This window comes from Mesorhizobium sp. B2-1-3A, from assembly GCF_006442655.1.
Taxonomy (GTDB): domain Bacteria; phylum Pseudomonadota; class Alphaproteobacteria; order Rhizobiales; family Rhizobiaceae; genus Mesorhizobium.
The window spans coordinates 448,212-473,867 of the sequence record NZ_VFWK01000002.1; the positions used below are offsets into that span (position 1 = coordinate 448,212).

Sequence of the window (25,656 nt, forward strand, 5' to 3'; positions counted from 1 at the left end):
TGGACGTCAGCCCTTGAAGGCCGGCAGTGTCAGGCCCTTGACGCCGACGTCGAGCGCGAACAATCCGCCCGGGTTTTGCTGACCTATGAAGTGGCTGTCGGGACGCTTGAGGACGGCCGAGGTGACGTAGAGGATGTCGAGGTCCTTGCCGCCGAACTCGCAGCAGGTCGGCAGGTCGGTCGAAAGCAGCACCGTCTGCATCAGCCGGCCGTCGGGGTCGTAGCGGCAGATTTTGCTGGTCACCGGAATGGTCACCCAGTAGCAGCCTTCGGCGTCGACCGTGGCGCCGTCGGCGACGCCACCGGTCACCGTCATGTCGATGAAGGTGCGGCGGTTCTCGATGTCGCCGCTGACGGGATCGAAATCATAGGCCCACACCGCGCCGGCATGGCTGTCGGAGAAATACATGGTCTTCGAATCCGGGCTCCAGGCCAGCCCGTTGGAGCAGCCGATGCCGTCGATCATCTTGTGCACGGAGAGGTCTGGATCGAGCCGGTACAGCGCGCCGACAAATTCGATCGGCTTGCCCGGCACCTCGAACATCGAGCCCGACCAGAAGCGGCCCTGGCGGTCCGGCTTGCCGTCGTTGAAGCGGGTTTCCGGCATATGCGCTTCCGGATCGACGATGGCCTCGAATTTACCCGTCGCGGGATCGAAGAAATGGAAGCCGTTGGTCATGGTCAGCACCAGGCCGCCCTTTTCGCGCAGGCCGAGGCAGCCGAGATACTCCGGCGTCTCGAAGACGTCGTCCTTGCCGGTTGCCGGATCATAGCGATGGATCAGCTTCTTCCAGATGTCGATCCACCACAGCACGCCCGCTTGGGGATCCCAGAGCGTCCCTTCGCCGAGCTCGGCCCTGGCGTCGACGACACAAGAAATTTCGACCATGGTCAGCCCTCTTTTCTGCGCAGCCGGCCGCCGAGACCAGAGAAGGTTTCGCTGCCGATCGACACGGTGAGCAGGATCACCGCGCCGTATACGATGAGCAGCGCGCCGCTCGACAGGTTCAGCGCCGGCAGCAGCCCGGTGAGGATGGTGAGCACCATGGCGCCGGCGACGGTACCGAGATAGTGACCGCTGCCACCGAGGATCGAGGCGCCGCCGATGGCGACCGCGGCTATGGACGTGAACAGATAGGCGTCACCCATGCCGAGATAGGCCTGGCCGGAATAACCGGTCAAAAGCATGCCGGCGAAGGCGGCGGTGAGGCCTGAGATGACATAGGTGAGGATGGTGGTGCGCGCCGTCGGCACGCCGGAGAATTCCGCGACCGTGGCGCTGGTGCCCAAGGCATAGAGATGGCGGCCGAACGCCGCCTTGGAGAGCAGCAGCGTCGCAACCAGCGTCAATGCCAGCCAGATCAATGCAATGACCGGAAAGCCGCCGATGCGGCCGACCGAGAAGAACTGGATCAGGGCTGGCGCCGAGGGTGTTGGCGAACCGCCGGTCAGCACCAGGATCAGGCCTTGCAGAATGACGTTGGTGGCCAGCGTCATGATGATCGGCGGCACGCCGAACTGGGCGACGCCGAGGCCGTTTATCAAGCCGATGAACGCGCCGCCGCCAAGCAGCAGCGGCATCACCCAGACCAGCGGCAGATCCTGGCCGCCGCATAGCAGCGCCATGATGATGGCGGCCGAGTTGAGCACCCAGGGTACCGACAGGTCGATGCCGCCGCCGATGATGACGAAGGTCTGGCCGAGCGCGACGATGCCGACGAAGGCGGCAAGCACGACAGTCGAGCGCATGTTGGAGATCGACAGAAAGCCCGGCGAAAACAGCGCCGTAACCAGGAGCAGCACGACCATGCCGGCATAGGCGAGCACGATGAGGCGGTTACGGGCAAGGAAGGCGCTCATTGGACCCGGCTCCTCGCGGCTTTTTCGGCGACGGAACTGGCGAGCACCGAGAGCAGCAGGATGACGCCCGACGCGACCGGCTGCCAGTAGCTCGACACATGCAGGACGAAGACCAGATTGCCGATCAGGGTCAGCACGAAGGCGCCGATCAGCGTGCCGGCGAGATGCCCCCGGCCGCCGAACAGGCTGACGCCGCCGATGACCGCCGCCGCCACCGACGGCAGGATGTAGTCCTTGCCGATGGTCGGCGAGCCGGCACCGGTCTGCGTCACCAGGAACAGCGCCGCGCCGGCCGCGAACAGGCCCGACAGGCCATAGGTGACGAGGTTGACCCTTGTGATCGAGACGCCGGACAAGAAGGCCGATTTTTCGTTGGAGCCGGTCGCCTGGATGGCGATGCCGACGCGCGTCGCGCGAAACCACCACCAGAAGACGAGCAGCGCCAATAGCATCCAGACAGGGCTGGTCAGGCCGATGAGCTGTGCGGACGCGAAGCCGACCCACCACGAGGGAATGCTGCCGCCATCGGTCGGCAGGATGATCATGGCGACGCCGTTGAGGATCGACCAGGTGGCGAGCGTCACCAGGAAGGGCTGCAGCCTGAGCAGCGAGATCAGCAGGACGTTGAGCGCGCCGATGACGAAGCCGAGCGCCAGGATGATCAGCGCCCAAAGTGCCGTGGTTGAAGGATCGTCGGTGAAGCGCGTCGCCGCGATCACCGTGCCGAGGCTGATCATGCCGCCGATCGACAGATCGATGCCACCACGCACCAGCACGATGGTCTGGCCGGTGGCCGCGAGCATCAGCGTCATTGCCGCCGCCGTGTCGAGGTTGAGCTCATCGAGCGAAAAGACACCGGACTGCAGGCTGCCGTAAATGCCAACAATCAAGGCCAGCATCAGGCAGGCGACCAGGAACGGCGCGCGGTCGAGCAACCGGCCGCGCCAGTCGATGCCGGGCCTGGCAGATTTGATCTCAGCTGGCCTTTGCGCCATCTCCACAGGGTGCTCCGCGGACATCACCATGCCTCAGGCCGCCCTGGTTTCAAGCATGGCGGCGCGCAAAATCTGCTCCTCCGAGATCTGGTCCCCCTCCAGCGTCGCGGCGATGCGGCCGTTGCGCATGACGAGCACGCGGTCGGCGACATGGACGAGTTCCGGCATGTCGCTGGAATGGAACAGGATCGCGTAGCCCTTGGCCGCGAGGTCGCGCATCAGCTGGAAGATCTCGCCCTTGGTGCCGACATCGACGCCGCGCGTCGGATCGTAAAGCAGCAGCACGCGCGCCTGCGTGAGCAGCATCTTGCCGAAGATCACCTTCTGCTGATTGCCGCCGGACAAGGTGCCGGCAAGCTGCTCCGGCGTGCCGGCCTTGATGCGCAGGAAATCGACCATTTCCTTGACCAGGGCGGCTTCCTTTTGCCGGCTGAGCAAGCCGTTCTCTGTAAAGCGCCTGATCACCGACAGTGTCAGATTTTCGCGCACGCTCTTGGTCAGGAGCAGGCCCTGCCCGCGCCGATCCTCCGGCACCAGCGCGATACCGTCCTTGCCGGTCAGCGCCTGGCGTGGATTGCCGATCGAGGCGGGCTTGCCCCAAAGCTCGACCGTGCCGCTCGCTCTTGAGGCTCCGAACAGTGCTTGGAACAGCTCGCGTTGCCCGTGGCCCTGCAAGCCACCCACGCCGAGGACTTCGCCCTCACGCAATGCGAAATCGACTCCGGAAAGCCGCCCGCCACTGGAGAAATTCCCGACCTTCAGCGCAATACGGTCGGTGGCGGTGGCAATGCGCTCGGGATAGAGCCGGTCGAGATGCCGGCCGATCATTTGGGTGACGATCTCGTTGTCGGAGACGGCATTGGCCTCATGCGCGGCCACGGTGCTGCCATTGCGGAAGATGGTCAGCCGGTCGGCGATGGCGCGCACCTCGGCCATGCGATGCGAAATGAAGATGACCAGCCGGCCTTCGGCGGCCAGTTGCCGGGTGAGCTTCAGCAGCCATTCGGCTTCACGAGCCGGCAAGGCCGAGGTCGCCTCGTCGAGGATCAGGATGCGTGGGTCCTTGGCCAGCCCCTTGGCGATCTCGACGATCTGCCGTTCGGCCAGCGTCAGCCGCCGCAATTCCTGGTCGGGGCGGAGCGCCGGGAAGTTGTATTTTTCCAGCAGCGCCAACGTCTTGCGGCGCATCTCCGCGCGGTTGACCGTGCGCAGCAGCGTCCTTGGCTCGTGGCGGAACCAGATGTTCTGTTCCACACTGAGATCGGGGATCAGCGACAATTCCTGGAAGACGGCGGCAATGCCAAGCGCCTGCGCGGCATCCGGATCGGCGGGACGATAATCCTGGCCATCGACCAGGATCGAGCCGCCATCGTGCCGTACGGCGCCCGACAGGATCTGGATGAAGGTGCTTTTGCCCGCGCCATTCTCACCGAGCAGCGCGTGCACCTCGCCCGCGCGGGCGCTGAATGTCGCCTCGCTCAGCGCGACGATGCCGCCATAGCGTTTGGACAGGCCGTTGACGGTGACGAGGTCCATGAATGCGCCTTCGAAAAGCTCTCCCGACATCTTGCGATGCCGGGAGACACGGTCGTGGTCACGGGATGTTACTTGGTGCCGGCAGCTTCCGCAGCGGTGATCTCCACCCAGTCGGGCGTGATCGGCAACGTCAGGCCGGGCGCCTGGTCGGGGAACGCATTTTCGCCAATCGCGATCTTGATCATCTTGGTGCCCGGATAGAGCTTGGACTCGAAGGGATCGGTGGTGACGAAGTCGCCCTTCACCGAAACGGAGCGCTCGGCCGGCTTCTTGCCGGTGTCGAGAATATCGACCGCCAGTTTGATCGCTTCCGACGATAGATAGGCCGGGTTGGAGCCGAGGATGCACTTGGCGCCTTGCGTCTGCGCGCAGGTGACGGCGGCGACATTGTAGGAGAAGCCGACGACCGGGACGATCGGCCGACCGGCATCCTTCAACGCCTGGATGGCGCCGGAGCCATAGCCTTGCGTCATGATGCCGTCGATCTTCGGATTGGCGGCAAGCAGGGCCGCGACACCGGACTGTTCCGGTCCAAGCGCATAATTGCCGTTGTAATAGCCGACGACCTTGATGTCGGGATATTTGGCCAGAACCTTCTCATAGCCCTGCTGCAGCTGCGCCGAGATAGGCGCACCGGCGAGACCGCGGTCGAGGATGATGTTGCCCTTGCCGCCAAGCTGCGTTGCCATCCACTCGGCCATGACCGAAGGGATGCGGTCCCAGTCGGAAGCGACGGCGAGCGCGCAGGGCTCGGTCACCACCTGGTCGAAAGAGATAACGACGATGCCGGCGTCGCAGGCCTTCTTGATGGTCGGGTTCAAGGCCGAATCCGAGCCGGCGTCGACGAGGATGGCATCCGGCTTCTGGCGGATGATGTTGTTCAGCGAATTGATCTGCGCCTGGACGGTGTTCTCGACATTCTCGATCTTGAGGTCGACGCGGCCCTTGAGCGGCCCCTTGTTGACCGACACGGTGGCGACACGCTCCATCTGCTGGCGCCAATCATTGCCGACGAAATTGTTCGAGAGATAGATGGTGTAGGGCTTCTTGTCCTCGGCGTGGCCGGCCTGTGTGCCCGCAGCCATCATGGTGACGGCAAGCGCTGCAAGGCCGATGTTACGGCTTGGTGATTTCATGATTTTCTCCTCCCATTTTTCGTTGCGAAATCGCGACGCCTGAAGTGGCGCCTTGCATCCACCAAATCAGGTTCCCGAAGCCTCCTTGGGCGTGATCTGGACCCAGCTCGGCGACACCGGCAGGGAAAGTCCCGGCGCCAGATCCGGAAATACGGTCTTGCCTAGCTCGATCTTCACCGCCGAGGAATTCGGGGCGTATTTGGCATCGACCATATCCGTGGTCAGGCCGGGTGAGTTGAACAGTACGGTGGTGTCGGCCGGCTTCTTGCCGGTGTCGAGAATGTCGACGGCGAGCTTGATCGCCTCGGCCGACAATGAGGGCGGATTGGCACCCAGCCAGCATTTGGCGCCCTTGGTCTGCGCGCACGTCACGCCGGTACCGTTGAAGGCGGCGGCGACGATCGGCACCATCGGCCGGTCGGCATTCTGCAGCGCCTTGATCGCGCCGGTGCCGTAGCCCTGCGAGAAGATGCCGTCGACTTCCGGATGGGCGGCGAGCAGGCTGGCGACGCCCTCCTGTTCGGGCCCCGCGGCATAGTTGCCGTTGAAATAGCCGACGATCTCGATGCCGGGATACTTTTTCAGCACGGCGCCAAAATTCTTCTCGAACTGTTCCGAGATCGGCGCGCCGGCGAGGCCGCGATCCATGAGAACCTTGCCCTTGCCGCCGAGGATAGAGGCCATCCATTCTGCCTGGTTGTTGGCCATGATATCGAAATCGGAATGCAGCTTGTAAGCGCATTCGGCCGAAACGGTCTGGTCGAAGCTGACGACGATGATGCCGGCGTCGCAGGCCTTCTTGATGGTCGGATTGAGCGCCTCGCCCGAGGACGCATCGATGAGGATGGCGGCTGGTTTCTGGCGGATAATGTTGTTCAGCGAATTGATCTGCGCCTGAACGGTGTTCTCGGCGTTTTCGATCTTGAGGTCGACGCGGCCCTTCAACGGCCCCTTGTCGACGGCGACATTGGCGACGCGCTCCATCTGCTGGCGCCAGTCATTGCCAACGAAATTGTTCGAGAGATAGATGACGTAAGGCTTTTGGGTTGCGGTATGGCCGGGCATAGCGCCCATCGAGACTGCGAACCCGGCCAGCGCCACGAAGCAGGCGCTCAAGCTCCTCAATTTCATGATCTTCCTCCCAGTGTTTCCTGTCCAGCCGGTGATGGACTGCGCCATCTTGATCGGATGAAGATGAAAAATTGATACCGGTACCAATTGCGAATGTCAATTTGACCGGACTTCCCCGAGGCTGCGTCCGCGAGCCGAATTCGCCAGATTTCCTCCCTTGCGACTTCTCCCGTGGCCGGCACTTCAGCCTAGCTATCATGCTATTATAATTTTATGAGCCTGTCTATGCGACCTCGGCATAAAATACGGCCTCCGGCGCGCTTCAGGACAGGTCGTTGGGCGCGTCGTAGGTGATGCTGAAAATGTCGGCGGGATGGCGGGCAACGGAGAATTCGATGCTGCGCTGGTCCGCCGACTGGTAGAGCATCTCCACCGTCAGCACCGGGCTCCCGAGCGTGATACCGAGGTCGGCGGCAACCACCTCGTCGGCGATCTCGGCGCGCACCGTGACATGCGCCACGTCGAGCCGCAGGCCGAGATGTTTTTGCACCGAACGGAAGATCAGCACGTCGGAAAAATCTTCCCGCTTCAGGCGCGCGCCGATGTCGGGCGGGAAATAGGTGGTGATCTGCGCCTTGCGCTGTTCGCCGATCGACAGCACGCTGCGCAGGCAGTAGCCCGCCTCGTCCTTGCCCATGCCGAAATGGCGCTGGAGCACGGGGGAAACCTCCTTACGATAGGATTTCACCGTCAGTTGCGCATCCTTGGTGAAGGCCGCCATGTCGGCAAAGTTCTTGAACTTCCAACTCAGATTGACCGACGGATTGCGGGCCGCGACCACGGCTGGCTTGGCTGAGCGTTTCCGGATCAGTCCGTCGGCCTCGAGATCGCGCAGCGCCTGGCGAACCGTGATCAGGCTGACGCCGAAATGCTCGGCAATGGTCGCTTCCTTCGGCAGTTCGCCGCCGACCGGGAAGGTGCCGTTGCCGATCGGTTCGCGCAATATGTCGGCAAGCTGGCGGTAAAGCGGCCCATTGGCGCGGCCGAGTGTCCGCCTGGGAAGACTGTCGATGGTGGGAGCGGAATGATCCATGAGCCTCGTCGCGCCTAGAGCGTTTCACCGTTTCACGGAAACGGCGAACCGCTCTATCTCTTGTTTGACGCAATTCCGGACGGAAAACCGCTTCGCACTTTTCCTGGAATTGCTCTAATGTCGAAGCTTTTATAATAGCTTCCTTACCCGGAGGCTAGGCAAGGCTGTTGACGATCAACCGTCTCAGACGAAGAGCCGAAGCGGCTGTTCGATCGCCGATTTCAAGGTCGCGAGCCACTTGGATGCGGTGGCCTCATCAACGCTTGCCGCATCCACCGTCAGCAGGCATTCGGCATGATCGCTCGCCGCCGTGCTCAGGGAGACGGCCAGCCGCATCGCACGGCCGGCCAGGAGCGGTATCATCACCGGCCGGACGTCGCTCGCCGGGAGCAACCACAGGGACATAGCCGCCGCTTTGTCCGCGTCGTCACGGCTGCCGGCCAAGGCGGCGAGCCGCGTCGCGCGCAGCGATGACAGCGGCATCTCGGGGGCCACGGGGAATACCGCCTGCCGGCCAGCCAGTTCCAGCGCCACGGCCGTATCGCCGACGCCGCGGGCGTCTGGCATTTCGAGAACTGCTCGACCGGCCGCGCGCAGCAGCACGTCGTCGACATCGAATGCCCGTCCCGAATTCCCAAGTGCCGCCAGCAGGTCTTGCAGGGCGCCGAGTGCAATGGAGGTTGCGAAAGCGGCGATGCGGAGCGCGGCGATTGGAGGCGCTGCCACGGGCGCGGCGACCTCGGGCGAAGCGGCAGGTGCGTCAGCCGAAACAAAGCCCAAAACGTCGGCGGCCAGGATGCGCCCGCCCGGCCCGCTGCCGCGGAGCGTTTCCAGCGACAGGCTTCGCTCGCGCGCCAGCCGGCGGGCGTAGGGCGAAACAGCCAGACGTCCGGATTGCGCCACCGCGATGTTCATTTCAGATACTCTGAATTCACGCAGTTGGTCAGCCGTCCCTCGCCGAGATAGGCGTGCACCACCTCGATCGATTTCAGCCGAAGGTCGCGCATCGATGCCGGACTGTAGAAGGCGGCATGCGGAGTGACGATGAGGCGATTGGCGATCCACGCTTCGCGGCGACGCCAGGCCGCCAGCAGCGGATGGTCGAGATCGCCGGGTTCGTTCGGCAAGACGTCCAGTCCGGCGCCGGCGACGGTGCCCTTGCGCATGGCGGTTTCCAGCGCGTCGAGATCGACGATCGGGCCGCGCGCCGTATTGACCAGGACAAGACCGGGCTTGGTGGCGGCGAAGGCGGCCGCGCCGAGCAGCTTGCGGGTTTCCTCGCTCAGCGGCGCGTGGACGCTCACCACATCCGCGCGCGCCATCAGTTCGGCCAGCGAATGGACCCGCTCGTAACCGGTCGAGAGGTCCACGCCGGACAGGAGATGCGGATCGTAGAACACAACCTTCATGTCGAAGGCCGCGGCGCGGCGCGCGGTGGCGAGCCCGATGCGGCCGAGACCGACGATGCCGAAGGTGGCACCCTTGTGCCGGCGCACCAGCGGCGCCTTGGAGAAATGCCAGCCTTCGGCGCCATTGCCGGCAAGCTCGGCGCCATAGGCGGAGGTACCGCGCGTCAGCGCCAGCATCAGGCCAATGGCGTGATCGGCGACTTCGGTCGTGCCATAGTCCGGCACATTGCAGGCCGGAATCTTGCGCGCGCCCCAACCCACCGTGTCGATGTTGTCGAAGCCGACGCCGGATCGCACCGCGATGCGCGCCTTGGGAAAGGCCGATGGCGCGGCGGCGACATTATGGATCGGCGAATAGTTGATGACCGCGTCGACCGTCTGGCAGACGGCCGGATCCAGCGTGGCCGCCTTGTCGTTGGTCGAGCGGGCGAGGATGAACACGATATCGGGATAATGCTCGCGCTCGAGTTCGGCTTCGTCGGCGGCTTGCCAGTTGGCGCACAGGATCTTCATGCTTGCCCTTCGGATTTCATGTCTGGGTAGAGGTTTATTTCTTGATGCCACCGATGCGGCCGCCCATCGGCACCACGGCGCCTACCGGCTGATCGATCGCGGCAAGCGTTCCGCTGATCGGCGCCTCGATCTCGACCACGGCCTTGTCCGTCTCGATCTCGGCGATCAGTTCGCCCTCCTTGACCGTTTCGCCAACCGCCTTCAGCCATTTGATGACCGTGCCCTCGCTGACGGTGAGGTCGCCGAACGGCATCGTTATCGATTCATCGCCGCCGGGGGCAGCGGGCGTCGGGGTCGGTAGCGTGGGCGATGCGGCCTTGACCGGGGCAGGCGCGGACCTGGCCGGCGTAGTGCTCTTCAAGCCGACCGTGTACCAATGATCGGGCACCGGCGGCTTGCCTGCGATGACGTCACGTGCACCCTGGACGATGCGGGCGCTGTCGACCAGCATGGCGCGCTCCAGCACCGGGGCGAAGGGGTGCGAGGTCGGCGCGGTGTGCAGCCGTCCCGGCGGGGCGTCGAGTTCGTCGAAGGCCAATTCGTTGATCGCCTGGGCGATCTCACCGCCAAGGCCGCACATGGCCCAGGCTTCGTCGACGATGAGCAGGCGATGTGTCTTCCTGACGCTGGCGACGATCGTGTCGATATCGAGCGGCATGATGGTGCGTGGATCGATCAGCTCGGCCTCGATGCCTTCGGCGGCCAACGCTTCCGCCGCCTCGAGCGCGCGCTGCACCATCTGGCCGGCGGCAACGATGGTGATGTCGGTGCCGGCCCGGGCGATGCGCGCAACGCCGAACGGGACAAAGTGCTCGCCGACCGGCACCTCACCCTTTGAGGCGAACAGCGCCTTGGGCTCCAGCATGATGACCGGGTCGCCGGCCCTGAGCGCCGTCTTCATCAGACCCTTGGCGTCGGCCGGTGTCGAGGGCACGCAGACGATGAGGCCCGGCATATGGGCGAAGACCGGATGATAGATGCCGCTGTGATGCGGGCCGGAACTGCGCAGCGCGCCCGCGCCGACGCGCACCACCATCGGCGCGCTCATCACACCGCTGGTCATGTAGCGCAGCTTCGCCGCCTGCAGGAAAATCTGGCCGGCGGTCTCGAAAGCGAAGTCGGCGAACATCAGGTCCGACACGGTACGCGCGCCGGTGGCCGAGGCGCCGACAGCGGCGGCGGTGAAACCCTGTTCGGAGATCGGCGTGTCGACCATGCGATCGGCGCCGAATTCCTGCCAGAGATTTTTGGTGTGGGCAAAACTGCCGCCACGCTCGCCGGTGCCTTCGCCGAAATAGAGGATCGCCGGATTGGCGCGCATTTCCTCGGCGATGCCGTCGCGCACCGCTTCCAGCCAGCCTTGCGTGCGGGTCTCACCGACGGCGCGCCAAGCCAAGGCCGCGGGCGGGTTGATCGGATCGGCAAAGACATGCAGGCGCACCGTCGCCGGATCGGGCTCGGGCGAGTTGCGGGCGAAGTTCAGCGCCTCTTCGACCACCTTCTCGATCCGCGCTTCGATGGCCGCGAGCGCCTCGGCATCGGCGATGCCGTACTCCTCGACCAGTTTCCTGCGGAACATGTCGATCGGGTCGCGCTTGATCCAGGCATCGAGCTCCTCTTGCGTGCGGTAGGTGCCGATGACCGGATCGCCTTCGTGATGACCGACCGTGCGGTAGGTCTTGGCCTCGATCAGCGTCGGGCCCTTGCCGGAACGGGCGCGCTCGGTGGCCTCCTTCATCGCCAGCCAGACGGCGAAGACATCATTGCCGTCGACAGCCACGCCGGGCATGCCATAGGAAGCGGCCTTGGTGGCGATCTCGGGATTGAGCGTGATGGAGTTGAGCGGCGTCGCCGTGGCGTAGAGATTGTTCTCGCAGATGAAGACAGCCGGCGCCCGCTGCACGGCAGCAAAATTGAGCGCCTCGTGGAAACCGCCATGGTTGGCGGCGCCGTCGCCGAAGAAGGCGACGCCGATATCGTCGCGGCCCTGCTGGCGGGCGCTCATGCCGATGCCGACGGCATGGCCGATGCCGGCGGCGACGATGCCGTTGGTGCCGAACAGGCCGACCGAACGGTCGTAGAGATGCATTGTGCCGCCGCGGCCACCGCAAATGCCGTCGGCCTTGCCGAACAGTTCGGCCATGACGCGGCCGGGATCGGCGCCCTTGGCCAGGGCATGACCATGGCCGCGATGGGTCGATGTGACCCAGTCGGTTGGCCTGAGGTGGGCGCAGACGCCGACGCCGGTCGCCTCCTCGCCGATGTAGAGATGCAGGAAGCCAGGTGTTTCGCCCTTGCGGCAAGCGATCTGGGCGATGCTTTCGAAACGGCGCAACAGCACCATGCGTTCGAACAGATCTAGCAGGATCTTCCGGTCGGGGAGGTTTGGCGCACCTCTCGACTCCTCGCGTGCGCGCGCCGCAGACATTGCCACCAAAGCCTCCCTGAATCCATCTGACGCCGGGCGGCAGAGCGCCGGCAGCGGGCTTGTTTGCCGCCCGCTTCGGCGCATCATAGATTATAATAGCATAATGTCTACTGGCTCCAGGCAGAGCCGTGCTGAGCGCTAGATTCTCGTCATGCGCACCGTGGCGTCCGGACGCTGGAACAGCTCAGGGCGCAGGCTGAGACCGAGCCCAGGCCCATCGAGCGGCGCGACATGGCCGTCCTTGACTGGCGGAATGTCGGCGACGATTTCGGTGTACCAGCCGGTGAAATAGGCGCGCACCGCCTCCTGGTAGTTGACGTTCGGCAACGTGGCCGACAGCGCGCAGCTGGCGGCATAGACGATCGGCCCGGTGCAATCGTGCAAGGTGACGGGCAGTTCGCTGGCCTCGGCCATGTTGGCGATCTTGCGCGCCTCGGAGAGGCCGCCGCACCAGGCGAGGTCGATCATGATCACGCTAGCCGCGCGCTTGTCGATCAGCTGCTTGAACATCTGTCGCGAGGCGAGCCGCTCGCTGGCGGCAACGGGAATCGAGGTGTGGCGGGCAAGCTCGGCCATGGCGTCGAGCTCGTTGTAGCGGATCGGTTCCTCCAGCCAGGCAACGTCGTACGCTTTCAGCGCCTCCGCGATGCGCAGCACAGGCGGCAGGGTCCACAGCCCGTGCAGCTCGACCATGATTTCCATGTCGCGGCCGACAGCGTCGCGGATCTTCTGGAACGGCTCCAGCGCCTTGTCGAGATCGGCAAGCGAGATGCGGGTGCCGTTCGATGCCTCCGCCGCGATGTCGAACGGCCATATCTTCATCGCGCCAATGCCTTCGGATTTCAGGCTCCTGGCGAGATCGCCGGCATTGTAGCGCCAGGCGAGCAGGTCCTCGTACGGGCCCTCGTTCGAATCGCCTGATTTGAGCGACCAGTCCTCGCCGCGCTCGAACAGGGCGTTCTTCTTCGTGGCGCGGACATGTTTGTAGCCGGCGCAAGTGTTGTAGATGGGCACGCTTCTGTGGGTGCGGCCGCCAAGCAGCCGCCAGACCGGTTCGCCGAGCGCCTGGCCATAAATATCCCAGAGCGCAATGTTGACGGCGGAATTGCCGCGCACCTCGGCCCCGGAATCCCGCGCGCCGACATAGACGCTGCCAAGCGTGCGATCATGCAACTCGATGTCGCGCGGATCCTTGCCCAGGAGATAGGCGGCGACATTGTCGTGGATGTAGGACGCGACCGGCCCCGGCGCCCAGAAGGTTTCTCCGGTGCCGATGAGACCGGCATCGGTGTGGACGCGCAGCCAGAACAGGAATGGAAACTCGGCCAGCTGCAGCGTTTCGAGCGCGACGACTTTCATCTTATCCTCCCATTGCAGCGGACCATGCGGTCGACGGGGACAATAGCACATCGCCGTTGACAGCTATTTATGGTACCGGTATCAATCCCGTCAAGATGGCCACTGGGAGGGCGTTCGCTTGCCTGCCAAAGATCAAGACACGACGCGGCGGAGAGCACTGGTCACCGGTGCCGCGGGCGGCCTCGGCCGGGAGGTGGCGATCCAGTTGGCCCGGCGAAACTGTGTCGTCGCGGTCACCGACATCAATGGCGAGGGACTGGCCGAGACCATCGGGCGGATCGGCGAAACAGGCGCGGAAAGCGAAAGCATCGTCAGCGATTTCACCAGGGAAGGCGCACCGGAAGCCGCGGTCGAAAAAGTGGTCGCGCGCTGGGGCGGCATCGACATCCTCGTCAACAATGCCGGCTATGGTGTGATCGAGCCATTCCTCGATGCCACCTTCAAGGCCTGGACGCGCACGCTGGCGCTCAACGTCACGGCACTTGCCATGGCCTGCAAGGCGGCGGGGCGGGTGATGCGCGAGCAGCGCTCGGGGCGCATCATCAACATCACCTCGCCAGGCTCGCGCATGGCGCTGCCCGATTACACGGCCTACACGGCGAGCAAGGCCGGCGTCGATTCCATCACCCGGGCCGCGGCCGTGGCGCTGGCCCCCTATGGCGTGCTGGTCAACAGCCTGGCGCCGGGCATGATGGACACCGAGATGCAGCGCTCGACCGAGGTTGATCTCGCCCGCGCCAATGGCCGCAACGATCTGCAGGCCTTCCTCGACGAGCGCACCCGCCGCATCCCGCTCGGCCGCCGCGCCGAAATCTTCGAGGTCGCTGAAGCCGTCGTCTGGCTCTGCCTCGATTCGCCCCGATACATGACCGCCGAGCGGCTCAACATGTCGGGCGGGCTCGACAAGGACTGATCCCATGCTGCGAAACTCCCCTCCCGGCAGCGTCGATATCGGCGCGCTCGAACGCAAGGCGACACGGCTGCGCCGCCACATGCTGGCCATGGCGCGCGGCCAGGGCCAGGGCTATATCGGGCAGGGCCTCGGCATCGCCGATGTGCTGGCCGCGCTGTATTTCCACGAACTGCGCTACGATCCGCACAATCTGGCGTGGCCCGACCGCGACCGCTTCCTGCTCTCGACCGGGCATTATTCCATCGCGCTCTGGGCAGCGCTGGCCGAGGCCGGCATCATTCCGGTCGACGAATTGACCACCTATGGGGCCGACAACAGCCGGCTGGAAATGTCGACGCTCGACACCACGCCCGGTGTCGAAGTGATCGGCGGCTCGCTCGGCCATGGCCTGGGGCAAGGGGTAGGCCAGGCGCTGGGCCTGCGCGTGGACCGCTCGGACGCACGCGTCTTCGTCGAACTGTCCGATGGTGAGATGCAAGAAGGCTCGACCTGGGAAGCGGCGATGTCGGCCAGCCATTTCAGGCTCGACGGGCTGGTGGCGCTGGTCGACTGCAACGGCATCCAGGCCGACGGCCCCGTGGTGCTCGACATGGAGCCGGTGGCCGACAAATGGCGCGCCTTCGGCTGGCAGACATCGGAGATCGACGGCAACGACATGAGGATGATAGTCGGTGCGCTGGCGGATGCGAGGAACCGCAACGGCAAGCCGAAGGCGATCGTGCTGCGCACGCTTCCGGGCAAGGGCGTGCCGCGCATCGAAACCTCCGAGAAATCGCACTTCTTCCGCATCGACGTGGCGCAATGGGACGGCATCATCGCCGAGTTCGAAAAGACCGTGGGGGCGGCCCAATGAGCGGCGCGGCGACGCAGGCCGGACGTACGCTGGCCATGGGCCAGGATGAAGCGGTCGGCGGTGGCCGGCAGAGTGTCGAGGCACCGTTCGGCAAGGCGTTGGCGCGGCTTGGCCAGAGCCGTCCAGACATTGTCGGACTGACTGCCGATCTCGGCAAATACACGGATATCTTGCCGTTCCGCGACGCCTTCCCGGATCGCTTCTTCAATGTCGGCATGGCCGAGCAGAACCTGGTCGCGGTGGCTGCAGGACTGGCGCGCACCGGCAAGGTGCCGTTCGCCACCACCTATGGCGTGTTCGCGACGCGGCGCGCCTATGATTTCGTCGCCATCGCGCTCGCCCACTCCAACCTCGACGTCAAGATCGTCGCCGGCCTGCCGGGGCTGACGACCGGCTATGGCGGTACTCATCAGGCGATCGAGGACCTGGCCTTGATGCGCATGATCCCCGGCCTGACCATCATCGACCCCTGCGACGCGACCGAGATCGAGGCAGCGACCGAGGCGATCGCGGAGCATAGGGGGCCGGTCTACATGCGGCTGTTGCGTGGCAGCGTGCCGGTAGTGTTCGAGCCAGGCTATCGCTTCGAGATCGGCAAGGCGCGTCGCCTTCGCCAAGGTTCCGATGTCGGCCTCATCTCGACCGGCTTCATGACCGAGCGGGCGCTGGATGCGGCAGATGCGTTGGGTAAACAAGGCATCACGGCCGGCGTGCTGCACGTGCCGACGATCAAGCCGTTCGACGCCGGGGCGGTGGCCGAATTTGCCGCTGGCTTCAACCATATCGTCACGGCGGAAAACCATGTCGTGGTCGGCGGGCTGGCGAGCCTTGTCGTCGAGACCTTGTTCGATGCCGGCATTGCGAAGAAAGTGACGCGCATCGGTCTGCCCGACCGCTATATCGAATGCGGCGCGGTGCCGACCTTGCAGGCGAAATACGGGCTGACGACCGAGGCCATCGTCACAACAATTGCCGCGTTGAACTAGGACTGCCGCATGAAGATCACCGACATCGAGACCTTTGCCGTCGGCGCCGGCTGGAAGAACTGGCTCTTCGTCAAGGTGCACACGGACAAGGGCATCCATGGCATCGGCGAAGGCACGTTGAACGGCTTCATCAAGACCACCGAAGCCGGTGTGCACGAACTCAAGCACCTCGCCATCGGCCAGGATCCGCGCCGCATCAACGCGCTGGCCAAGCGCATGCTGGATAGCGTCTCGCTAGACGGCGGCCATATCCACCGCACGGTGATCGCGGCGGTCGAGGTCGCCTGCTGGGACATTCTGGGCAAGAGCCTCGGCGTGCCGATCCACCAGTTGCTCGGCGGCCAGGTGCGCGACAGCGTGCTCGGCTACGCCAATGGCTGGTACCGCACCGAGCGCACGCCGGAGGCCTTTCTGGAAGCCGCCAAGGCGGTTCTGGCCAAGGGCTTCAAAGCGTTCAAGCTCGACCCGTTCGGCACCGCGCAGGGCTTTATCTCGCGTGAGGAACTGGATCTCTCCTACGCGATCTGCCGAACCTTGCGTGACAAGCTACCGAAGGACACGCTGATACTGATCGACGTGCATGCCCGCTTCACCGAGATCGCGGCGCTGCAGGCGGCACAGAAGTTCGCTGACCTCGACATCTACTGGTGGGAGGAGCCGACCTCGCGCGACCGGCAGGAGACCGTGCACGAAGTGGCGCATCGCTCGCCGATCCCGGTTGCGACCGGCGAGATGTACGACACGGTCGGGCAGTTCTACACGCTGGCCGCCGGCGGCGGCGTCAATATCTTCCAACCCGAACCGATGTCGCTCGGCGGCATCGCGCCGTCCATGCAGGTGGCCAATCTGGCGCTCGCGCATGGCAGCCACATCGCGCCGCACCAGAGCGGCGGACCGGTGGCGACGGCGGTGTGCCTGCAGCTGGCGGCGGCAGTGCCGAACTTCCTCATCCAGGAGCATTTCGACGCCTTCAACGACCCGTGGACGCGCGAGTTGGTGACCTGGCACCCGACCGTCAAACCGGACAATGGACACCTGTCGTTGCCGGACGCACCGGGGCTCGGCATCGATCTCAACATCGAGGCGATCAAGGATCACCCCTACGATCCCAACGCCTATCTCAACGTCCATGCGGAAGGCTGGGAAAAGCGCCTCGGGCGGCGTGAAGAGGCGGGGAAGCGCGGTTAAGGAAAATCGCGACGTTTACAGTTTGGCTGAGGCTTCCCTCTCTTCGTCATCCTAGGGCGGAGCAAGGAGCGAAGCGACGCGGCGCAGACCCTAGGATCCATGCCGTGGCGTTAAAGCTTTGCAAACGTTGAAGAATTTTTCTCCGCCGTACCCTTCGATCGAGGTCACGGAATGGATCCTAGGGTCTCCGCGACGCCGCTTCGCGGCTGCTCCGCCCTAGGATGACGAAGCTGAGAGGCCTCGACCAACAGGCCCATCAGGCACTCTCGCGGTCGACGATCTCGAAGCCGAGGCTGGTGATGGTCGGCACCTTGGTGTCGCCGCCGAGCCTCGCCAGCAATTGCCGCACCGCGCGGCGGCCCATCTCGTAGCGGTTGACCTTCACCGTGGTCAGGGGCGGATAAAGCTGCGCGGCCAGATCCATGTCGCCATAGCCGGCGATCGCGATCCTGCCCGGCACCGCCCAGCGGCGGCGGTGGCATTCCTGGACGGCGCCGACGGCCAGCGTGTCGCTGGAAAAGAAGATGGCATCGATATCCTTGTGCCTGGAGGTCAGCGTCACCAGCGCCTCGGCACCGCCCTGAGCGGTGATCGGCACTTCGACCTCCATGTCGCCATGGTTCTTGAAACCCAGTTCGGTGAGTGCGGCGTGATAGCCGGTGCGGCGCTGCTGCAAACGGTCATTGCCATGGATCGGCGTCGAGACGAAGCCGATGCGCTTGTAGCCCTTGGCCGCCAGATGCATGGTCATGGCATAGGCGGTCTCGAAGTTGGAGACGCCGACCACCATGTCTATCGGCTTGCGGCCCTTGATCTCGGATATTTCGACCACCGGTGCGCCGCTGCTCTTCAGAAGCGCCCGTGCCGCCTCGCTTTGCACGAAGCTCTGCAGGATCATGCCGACCGGTCGCCAGCCGAGCAGATTACGGATCGACTTTTCCTCCGCCTCCTGCGTGAATTCACCCTGCACCAGAAGCATCGAATAGCCGCTCTCATGGCATTCGTCGGACATGCCTTGCACCTGTTCGGCGATGCCCGAATTGATCAGCGGCGGCACCACCGTGCCGATCATGCGGCCATTGCCGCGCATGCTTGAGGCCAGCCGGTTGGGCACGAAGCCGGCCTGCTCGATCGCTTCGAGCACTCTGATGCGCGTCTCCGGCGACACCATGTCGGGATTGGACAGCGCGCGCGACACCGTCATCGGCGCGACGCCGACACGCTTGGCGATCTCGCGGACGCCAAGGCGTTGCGGCTTCTTCTCGCCCGCCGGCGGCTTGTCGACCATCACCATGCTCCAAAAGAGCGCGACCCACCAAGGCAATGTCCTATGGATCACACCGTAAGCGCCTTTCATAGCGGGTGTGGTGGACGGTTTCCAGCGGCGGGTCCGGCGGGGATGGCAAGCATCGACGGTTCAGAAATTGCGCCCATAGCCAGCCGTCCACCCACCGTCGACGCCCAGCATCTGGCCCGTCGTGTAGGTGTTGAGCGGATCGCAGAAGAACAACACGGCCGCGACCGCTTCCTCGATGCGGCCGGCGCGGCCGACCGGTGTGTGGCTGAGCATCGCCTTGTCGCCCGAGACCATGGTTTCACCCTCGACCGCGCCGAAGCCGACGGCATTGACCAGCACCTTCGGCCCGAATTCCATGGCCAGCGTACGCATGCCGGCCAGGATCGAGGCATTCTCCATGGAGAAGCGCGGATGGCGACGCATCGGCATGCCGGCGGTGGCCGAGATCAGGAAGACAATGCGCCCGCGGCCGTGGGGCGTCATGGCCACGGCCGCCTTGCGGGCATCGGCATACAAGGTGGGGGGATCTTCGGCCGTCGTTCCCGGACGCAGCGGGCATGAAACAAGAAGGATGTCGGGGGGCAGCATGCCAGCGGGCCGTGCCCGCACCCCTTCGACAATGCGGCCGCCATTGGCACGCAAGGCGGCAAGTGCCGCTTCGACGAGCGGATTGCCTGGGCCTTCCAGCGCTATCGTCGCGCCGGCGAGATCGATTTCCATCGCGCCACTCACATCATGTATCCCGCCGTCCAGCCGCCATCGACGGCCAGGACCTGGCCGTTGACGTAGCTGGCGGCAGGCGAGGCCAGGAACAGCACCGCCTCGGCGATCTCTTGCGGTTCAGCCGGACGGCCGAGCGGGACATGGGCGAGGAATTCCTGCGTGCGGCCGGCGAACTTGCCGTCGTCGCCGTAAAACAGCTTGGCCGTCAGCGCCGTCATCACCGACCCCGGGGCGATGGCGTTGGTCAGGATGCCCCTGGCACCAAGTTCGATCGCCATAGAACGTGTCAGATGGATGATGCCGGCCTTGGCGGCGACGAACGGGCTCTGCAGGCGCATGGCGGCAAGGCCGACGACCGAGGCGATATTGACGATGCGCCCGCCGTTGCCGGCGGCGAGCATGGGCGCGAGTGCCGCCCGGCTCATGATATAGAGGCCGTCAAGGTCGATGCCGGTGATGCGGTCCCATTCCTCGGGCGGGAATTCGTCCAGGGTGACGCGGTGCGCCAGCGTGTTGACGCCGGCATTGTTGATGAGGATGTCGAGGCGGCCGTAGCGCTGCATGATCGCGGCGATCGCACTGTCGACCGAGGCGGCATCACGGATGTCGGTGGCGCAGGCCATGGCGTTGCTCAGACCGGCCGCGACCTGGCTTGCGCCTTCGCCGTTGATGTCGGCGACGACGACGGCGGCGCCATTGTCGGACAGGCGTCCGGCGATGGAACTGCCGATGGCGCCCGCGGCCCCGGTGACCAGCGCTACCTTGCCTCGCAAATCGCAGCGCATGTCCCGTCCACCCCCGAGCAATATCGGGTTATGCTATTATAATATTCGCAGGGTGTGGACAAGCAGTTGAGTCATGGCAAGTGCTTATTCCGCCGGCGCACCGGCGACATTCTTGCGAGCGGCATCCACCATCAGCCGCCGGGCGCGGAACACGCCCCATTGCTGGTCGACCAGCACGCCGATGAGGATGACCCCGCCCATCACCGCGAAGTTGAGGGAAGACGGGATGCCGAGCAGATTGACAAGGTTCTGCAGCTCCTGCAGCAGCACAGTGCCCAGCACGACGCCGATCAGCGAGCCTTCGCCGCCGCGCAACGAGAAACCGCCAAGCACAGCCGCGGCAATGGCGTAGAGTTCGTAGAACTGGCCATGGCTGGCGGGTGAAATCGAGCGCGTGTACATGGCGAAGTAGATCGCCGACAAGGCGGTCAGCACGCCACAGATGACATAGGCGGCCATGACGATCCGGCCGGTGCGGATGCCTGAGTATTTCGCCGCCTCCTCGTTCTTGCCGATGGCATAGAGATAGCGGCCGAACACCGAGCGGTGCAGCACCACCCACATGACGATGGCGATGATAATCAGGGCGAAGAAGGAGTTCGGCACGCCCCAGGAACGGCCGGCGGTGAGAAATTCGAGGTCAGGAAAATTCTGGCCGAAGGCGAAGCCGGCCGTGCCGTCGGCGGTGTAGAAGCGCGCGACGCCGCGATAGATCAGCAGGCCGCACAGCGTCACGACAAAGGGTTGCAATTTCAGCCGCGTGATCAGCCAGCCATGCGCCAGTCCGATGATCGCGCCAAGCACGAGGATGAGCACGAAGGCAACAGGCCATCCCATGCCGCGCACGGCGATGAAGTCGATGAACAGCGTGCCCAGCAGCGCGACCAGCGAACCGACCGACAGTTCTATGCCGCCGGTGATGATGACGAAGGCCTGGCCGATCGAGAGGATACCGAACAGGCCGATCAGGTTCGAGGTGTTGGCAAGGTTGATCGGCAACAGGAAGCGCGGATTGATGATGGCGACGATCGCCCCGACCACCAGGATCAGGATCAGCAGGCCGAGATCTTTCTTGCTCATCGTCGTCTCCGCTTACGGCCAAAGCGCGTCGTGCGCTCCGGCTCCTTGGTCTATGCATGTCGTTGTCGCGAACCCGAGGTCACTTCTGCGCGACAGCATTAGTTTGCCGGCTTGCCCACAGCCAGCAGCAGCACGTTTTCCTGGCTGAACCGGTCCTTGTCGAGAATGCCCGAGATCTGGCCCTCATGCATGACGGCGATGCGGTCGGACACGCCGATCACCTCTTCCATGTCGCTGGAGATCATCAGCACGGCGACGCCGGCGTCGGCGAGCGCTCGCATCAGCCCGTAGATTTCCGCCTTCGCGCCGATGTCGATGCCGCGCGTCGGCTCATCGAGGATCATCACCTTCGGGTTCATGGCCAGCCACTTGCCGAGCACGACCTTCTGCTGGTTGCCGCCCGACAGCGTGCCGGTGCGTGTCTGCACCGACGGCGCCTTGATGCCGAGATCCTTCTTCTGCTTCTCGGCGGTAGCGTTCTCCGCACTGGCCGACACCAGCGAGCGCCTGGCATGCGCCGGCAGATTGGGCAGCGAGATGTTCTGCGCGATCGACAGGTCGAGCAGGATGCCGGTCAGCTTGCGGTCTTCCGGCACCAGGAAGATGCCGTGCGCGACGGCGTCGGCCGCGGAGCCGAGCACAAGCGGCTTTCCGTCGAGCTCCAACGCGCCGCCAAGGCTGCCGTCAATGCCGAAGAACACGCGTGCCAGCTCGGTGCGGCCGGAGCCGACCAGGCCGGCAAGCCCGAGGATCTCGCCGCGCCTGACATCGAGGTCGACCGGGCGGCCGGGATAGGTGGGCGTGCGGACGGCCTTGGCAGCAAGGGCGACGGCGCCGGGGGCACGCGCGGCCTCGGAAGCTTTCTCGCGCTCCTTCAGCATGCGCCCGATCATCAGCTTGACCATCTGGTCGTGGTTGATGTCGCGCTTGCCCAGCGTGCCGGCCAGCATGCCGTCGCGCAGCACGACGACGCGGTCGGCGACGCGCTCGACCTCGTGCAGGCGGTGCGAGATGAAGATGACGCTGATGCCATCGGCCTTCAGCGCCTTGATGACGTCGAGCAATTTGTCGGTTTCGGCTATCGGCAGGCTCGATGTCGGCTCGTCGAGGATGACCAGCCTTGCCTTGATCGAGAGCGCCTTGGCGATCTCGACCATCTGCTGTTGCGCAAGCGACAGGTCGGCGACCTGCGTGTCGGCGGAAAAATTGGCGCCGACGCGCTTCAGCAGCGGCGCCACCATTTCCCGCAGCTTGGAGCGGTCGACAAGCTTGAGCGGTCCGGCGCGCAGCGGTTCGCGGCCAAAGAAGATGTTGGCGGCGACATCGAGGTTTTCGAACAGGTTGAGTTCCTGGTGGACGAAGGCGATGCCCGAGCCAAGGCTGCCTTCGACGCTGAGCCCCTTGTGGGCGGTGCCATCGACCGTGATGGTGCCGGTGTCCGGCGTGGTGACGCCGCCGAGGATCTTCATCAGGGTCGACTTGCCGGCGCCGTTCTCGCCGACGAGGCCGATAACCTCGCCCGGCCTGACCTCCATCGAGAAGCCATCGAGCGCGACGACGCCCGGATAGGTCTTGCGCACGTTCTCGAGACTGAGGAACGGGGTGATTGCCGCGATGGATGTGTCGGAATAATTCATCATGCCTGACAGCGATTGGCGGGCCGACCTCTCAGCAGACTGACGATCCCGGCCGGGTTCGTCAATGCGGACAGCCGGCTCAAGCGAAGTTGAGCCGGCCGAACTGCTTCCTGGCCTTAGTTTCCAGCCATCGCCTTGAGATTGGCGGCATAGGCGTCGACATCATCCTTGCCGATGATCTTGGTCGGGATGATGATCAGCGCATTGGCCGGGATGCCCGACTTGTCGCCCTTGAGATAGGCCGCCATCAGCTTCATGCCCTGATAGGCCCATTCGAAAGGCTGCTGCACGACGGTGGCGGCAATGGTGCCTTCCTTGACGCCGCCCAGCGTGATCGGATCGTCATCGAAACCGACGACCGTGATCTGGCCGAGCTTGCCGGCGTCGCGCAGCGCTTCATAGATGCGCGGCGTGTTGTAGGAATAGAAGCCGACCATGCAGGTGACATCGGGGCTGGCAACCAGCGCGTCCTCGACATTCTTCTTGGCGCGGGCCTGGTCGATATCGTCGCCACGCACGTCGTCAAGCGTGATCTTGGTGCCGGCCAGCCCATCCTTGAAGCCCTGGATGCGTTCCTTGGCATTGTCTGCACCGAGCAGGCCGACGAAGCCGAGGCACTTGCCGCCATTGGGCATCGCCTTCTTGGCGATATCGGCGGCCTGCTTGCCGGCGTCGACGTTGGACGAGCCGATATAGGCGACACGCTTGGTCTGCGGAGCGTCGCTGTCGGTGGTGAACAGCGCTGTTTGCGAGGCGATCTTGTTCAAGCCATCGGTCGAGGTCTTGGGGTCAACCGCCGAAACCATGATGCCCTTGACGCCGGCCGTCACCAGATCGTCCATCAGGCGCTGCTGAATGGCGACCGAGGACTGCTCGGGATATTTGAGTTCAAGCGTATAGTCGGGCAGTTCGCCTTGCGCCTTCTTGACGCCGGCTTCGGCCGCTTTCCAGAAATCGGAAGCGCCGTTGACGACGAAGGCCAGCGTCGGCTTGTCGTCGGCGCGCGCGATGGCTGTCGCCGTCAGGCCGACAACCAGGGCCGCGGCGGCCACGGATGCATTGCGTATCAAGGATTTCATGTTCAACCTCCCGTTTTGGTCCAGCCATCCGGCTGACCGGTCTTGCTCACTAGAATTGCCTTGCTCACCTGAATTTGCCGTTTGCGGCTCGGACGCCCCTCCTCCTCAGGGGTTCCCGGCACTGAAAGAATGGCGTCGTTCCAGCCACGGCCACGGACTTTAGAGACTCATCCATCATTCGTAAATAGTCCGATTTGTCTGACATATCACATGTCCGAGACAGAGCTTGCGGAGACAATATCCGCTCGCCATCGGGCCAGTCACGCACGCTTTCCCGCCGCGCCGGAACCCAACGGGGCCGGACGCGACGGATTGACGTTACAGCGCATTTTTGTATTAGTAAACACTATTAGTTTCGGGCCAACATTCGGACATGCCGAGGCGACATCGCAGACGACGCGCCGCGAACCGATGTCTGGGCAACATGACGGCAAAAGCCTTGCAACCTTTGCCTTCCCTGATAGCCGGAACCTGATGACCGATGGACCACGAGGCTACTAATAGATATAAACAACGCAACGATTTCTATAAATCGGCGCCGCAGCGCCATCTTGTCGGCCCGGCAGGCTGCCGCTAGACAGGACGGGGGATTGGGGACACCAATGCAATGAACGAGACGACGGATCCGGCCAGCGAGACGGCGAGACGCCGCAAGGCACCGGCAAAGCCCAAGGGGCGGGTCACCATGACCGACATCGCCAGGGCCGCAGGCTGTTCGCAGGCGACCGTTTCCTTCGTGCTCAACAATTCACCCGGCATCAGGCTGTCGCAGCAGACCCGCGAGCGGGTGATCGAGGCCGCCCGGGCGCTGGGCTACAGCGCTCCCGCCTTCTCGGCACTGCGCAAGCCTGTTGCCGCCTTCGATGGGCTTGACGGGGTGATCGGCTTTGCCGTCGACCAGCTCGCCACCAGCCCGGAGGCGGTGGTGGCCATCGAGGGCGCGCGCCAGGCCTCGTGGAATGCCGGCAACGTGCTCCTGGTGGCGCAGACCATGGGCGACGCCGTGATGGAGCCGCGCGCGATACAGGCGCTGACCAGACGGGGCATTTCGGCGCTGATCTACATGACCATCTTCACCCGCGAGATCACGGCGCCCGACTTCCTCTACAGCCTCGACATCCCGGTGATCCTGCTCAACTGCTACACGTCGGACTATGCCTTCCCCGCCGTGGTGCCTTCCGAGATCGCCGGCGGCCAGAGTTCGACCCGGCATTTGATCAGCCATGGCCACCGCCGTATCGCCACCATCACCGGTGAGCCATGGATGCAGGCCGCACAGGACCGGCTGAAGGGCTACCGCCGCGCGCTCGCCACCGCCGACATCCCGTTCGACCCGGAGTTGGTGGTCGAGGGCGACTGGTCGGCAAGCGCCGGCTATGCCGCGACGGTGAAGCTTTTGGCGCTGAAGGAGCGTCCAACCGCCATCTTCTGCCAGAACGACCGCACCGCGATCGGCTGCTACGAGGCACTCAAGGAAGCCGGCCTGCACATTCCGCAGGACATCTCCGTTGTCGGCTATGACGACGAGGAAATCGCCCGGCACCTCTTCCCGCCGCTGACCACCTCGATCCTGCCGCACATGGCGATGGGCCAATGGGCGATCGAACAGCTCGAGGCACCCTTGCCGCCCGGGCAGGGGCGCTATCCCATCACCAAGCTGGAGTGTCCGCTGGTGGAACGGGAGAGCGTACGGGCCGTCGCGGGCAGTTAACGCAA

22 protein-coding genes are annotated in these 25,656 nt (G+C 64.5%); 5 read left to right on the forward strand and 17 right to left on the reverse strand.

The window, feature by feature from the left end; all coding sequences use genetic code 11:
• Positions 1-6 precede the first annotated feature (6 nt).
• The 11 genes from FJ977_RS08700 to FJ977_RS08750 form a co-directional block, all read right to left on the reverse strand.
• Positions 7-888, reverse strand: coding sequence for an SMP-30/gluconolactonase/LRE family protein (locus FJ977_RS08700; RefSeq protein WP_140770458.1), 882 nt, complete (start codon positions 886-888; stop codon positions 7-9).
• A 2-nt stretch (positions 889-890) separates the two neighbouring features.
• Entirely contained in the window at positions 891-1,859 is a 969-nt protein-coding gene (locus FJ977_RS08705; protein ID WP_140770461.1) for an ABC transporter permease, read from the reverse strand.
• Positions 1,856-2,884, reverse strand: a complete 1,029-nt coding sequence (locus tag FJ977_RS08710; RefSeq protein ID WP_140770463.1) for an ABC transporter permease — start codon at positions 2,882-2,884, stop codon at positions 1,856-1,858. The genes FJ977_RS08705 and FJ977_RS08710 overlap by 4 nt, the downstream gene beginning before the upstream one ends.
• Before the next feature lie 3 nt (positions 2,885-2,887).
• Positions 2,888-4,390, reverse strand: coding sequence for a sugar ABC transporter ATP-binding protein (locus tag FJ977_RS08715; protein ID WP_244735275.1), 1,503 nt, complete (start codon positions 4,388-4,390; stop codon positions 2,888-2,890).
• Between the two features lie 68 nt (positions 4,391-4,458).
• Positions 4,459-5,526 carry a substrate-binding domain-containing protein gene (locus tag FJ977_RS08720; RefSeq protein ID WP_140770469.1) on the reverse strand — a complete coding sequence of 356 codons (1,068 nt, stop codon included), beginning with the start codon at positions 5,524-5,526 and terminating at the stop codon, positions 4,459-4,461.
• Between the two features lie 66 nt (positions 5,527-5,592).
• Entirely contained in the window at positions 5,593-6,657 is a 1,065-nt protein-coding gene (locus FJ977_RS08725; protein WP_246682870.1) for a substrate-binding domain-containing protein, read from the reverse strand.
• Positions 6,658-6,919: 262 nt separating this feature from the next.
• Positions 6,920-7,690, reverse strand: a complete 771-nt coding sequence (locus tag FJ977_RS08730) for a GntR family transcriptional regulator (RefSeq protein ID WP_056568764.1) — start codon at positions 7,688-7,690, stop codon at positions 6,920-6,922.
• Between the two features lie 183 nt (positions 7,691-7,873).
• On the reverse strand, positions 7,874-8,605 hold the full coding sequence (locus FJ977_RS08735) for an E3 binding domain-containing protein (RefSeq protein ID WP_140770471.1): 732 nt from the start codon (positions 8,603-8,605) through the stop codon (positions 7,874-7,876).
• Entirely contained in the window at positions 8,602-9,612 is a 1,011-nt protein-coding gene (locus tag FJ977_RS08740; RefSeq protein ID WP_140770473.1) for a C-terminal binding protein, read from the reverse strand. The genes FJ977_RS08735 and FJ977_RS08740 overlap by 4 nt, the downstream gene beginning before the upstream one ends.
• A 34-nt stretch (positions 9,613-9,646) precedes the next feature.
• Positions 9,647-12,040, reverse strand: a complete 2,394-nt coding sequence (locus tag FJ977_RS08745) for a thiamine pyrophosphate-dependent enzyme (RefSeq protein ID WP_246682983.1) — start codon at positions 12,038-12,040, stop codon at positions 9,647-9,649.
• A gap of 138 nt (positions 12,041-12,178) precedes the next feature.
• Positions 12,179-13,399, reverse strand: a complete 1,221-nt coding sequence (locus FJ977_RS08750; RefSeq protein WP_140770478.1) for a mandelate racemase/muconate lactonizing enzyme family protein — start codon at positions 13,397-13,399, stop codon at positions 12,179-12,181.
• A 118-nt stretch (positions 13,400-13,517) separates the two neighbouring features.
• Between FJ977_RS08750 and FJ977_RS08755 the strand changes: the two genes are divergently transcribed.
• The 4 genes from FJ977_RS08755 to FJ977_RS08770 are packed head-to-tail and all read left to right on the forward strand — an operon-like array spanning position 13,518 to position 17,339.
• Positions 13,518-14,312: an SDR family oxidoreductase gene (locus FJ977_RS08755; RefSeq protein ID WP_140770480.1), complete on the forward strand. Its 795-nt coding sequence runs from the start codon at positions 13,518-13,520 to the stop codon at positions 14,310-14,312.
• Positions 14,313-14,316: 4 nt separating this feature from the next.
• A complete protein-coding gene (locus tag FJ977_RS08760) occupies positions 14,317-15,165 on the forward strand; it encodes a transketolase (protein WP_140770482.1) in 849 nt (282 codons plus the stop codon).
• Positions 15,162-16,151 carry a transketolase C-terminal domain-containing protein gene (locus FJ977_RS08765; protein ID WP_140770485.1) on the forward strand — a complete coding sequence of 330 codons (990 nt, stop codon included), beginning with the start codon at positions 15,162-15,164 and terminating at the stop codon, positions 16,149-16,151. The genes FJ977_RS08760 and FJ977_RS08765 overlap by 4 nt, the downstream gene beginning before the upstream one ends.
• A 9-nt stretch (positions 16,152-16,160) precedes the next feature.
• Positions 16,161-17,339, forward strand: coding sequence for a mandelate racemase/muconate lactonizing enzyme family protein (locus FJ977_RS08770; protein ID WP_140770488.1), 1,179 nt, complete (start codon positions 16,161-16,163; stop codon positions 17,337-17,339).
• A 256-nt stretch (positions 17,340-17,595) separates the two neighbouring features.
• Here the strand turns inward: FJ977_RS08770 and FJ977_RS08780 are convergent, their stop codons facing one another.
• The 6 genes from FJ977_RS08780 to FJ977_RS08805 form a co-directional block, all read right to left on the reverse strand.
• Positions 17,596-18,627: a LacI family DNA-binding transcriptional regulator gene (locus tag FJ977_RS08780; RefSeq protein ID WP_244735278.1), complete on the reverse strand. Its 1,032-nt coding sequence runs from the start codon at positions 18,625-18,627 to the stop codon at positions 17,596-17,598.
• A 129-nt stretch (positions 18,628-18,756) separates the two neighbouring features.
• On the reverse strand, positions 18,757-19,356 hold the full coding sequence (locus FJ977_RS08785) for an SDR family oxidoreductase (RefSeq protein WP_140770494.1): 600 nt from the start codon (positions 19,354-19,356) through the stop codon (positions 18,757-18,759).
• A gap of 8 nt (positions 19,357-19,364) precedes the next feature.
• Positions 19,365-20,144: an SDR family NAD(P)-dependent oxidoreductase gene (locus FJ977_RS08790; RefSeq protein ID WP_140770497.1), complete on the reverse strand. Its 780-nt coding sequence runs from the start codon at positions 20,142-20,144 to the stop codon at positions 19,365-19,367.
• An 84-nt stretch (positions 20,145-20,228) separates the two neighbouring features.
• Positions 20,229-21,224, reverse strand: coding sequence for an ABC transporter permease (locus tag FJ977_RS08795; protein WP_140770499.1), 996 nt, complete (start codon positions 21,222-21,224; stop codon positions 20,229-20,231).
• Between the two features lie 98 nt (positions 21,225-21,322).
• The gene (locus FJ977_RS08800) at positions 21,323-22,861 is read right to left on the reverse strand and encodes a sugar ABC transporter ATP-binding protein (RefSeq protein WP_140771360.1); all 1,539 of its coding nucleotides are present in this window, start codon (positions 22,859-22,861) and stop codon (positions 21,323-21,325) included.
• Between the two features lie 116 nt (positions 22,862-22,977).
• Positions 22,978-23,940: a sugar-binding protein gene (locus FJ977_RS08805; protein ID WP_140770502.1), complete on the reverse strand. Its 963-nt coding sequence runs from the start codon at positions 23,938-23,940 to the stop codon at positions 22,978-22,980.
• Positions 23,941-24,547: 607 nt separating this feature from the next.
• Here FJ977_RS08805 and FJ977_RS08810 point away from each other — a divergent pair.
• Positions 24,548-25,651, forward strand: coding sequence for a LacI family DNA-binding transcriptional regulator (locus tag FJ977_RS08810; RefSeq protein WP_181179712.1), 1,104 nt, complete (start codon positions 24,548-24,550; stop codon positions 25,649-25,651).
• Positions 25,652-25,656 lie beyond the last annotated feature (5 nt).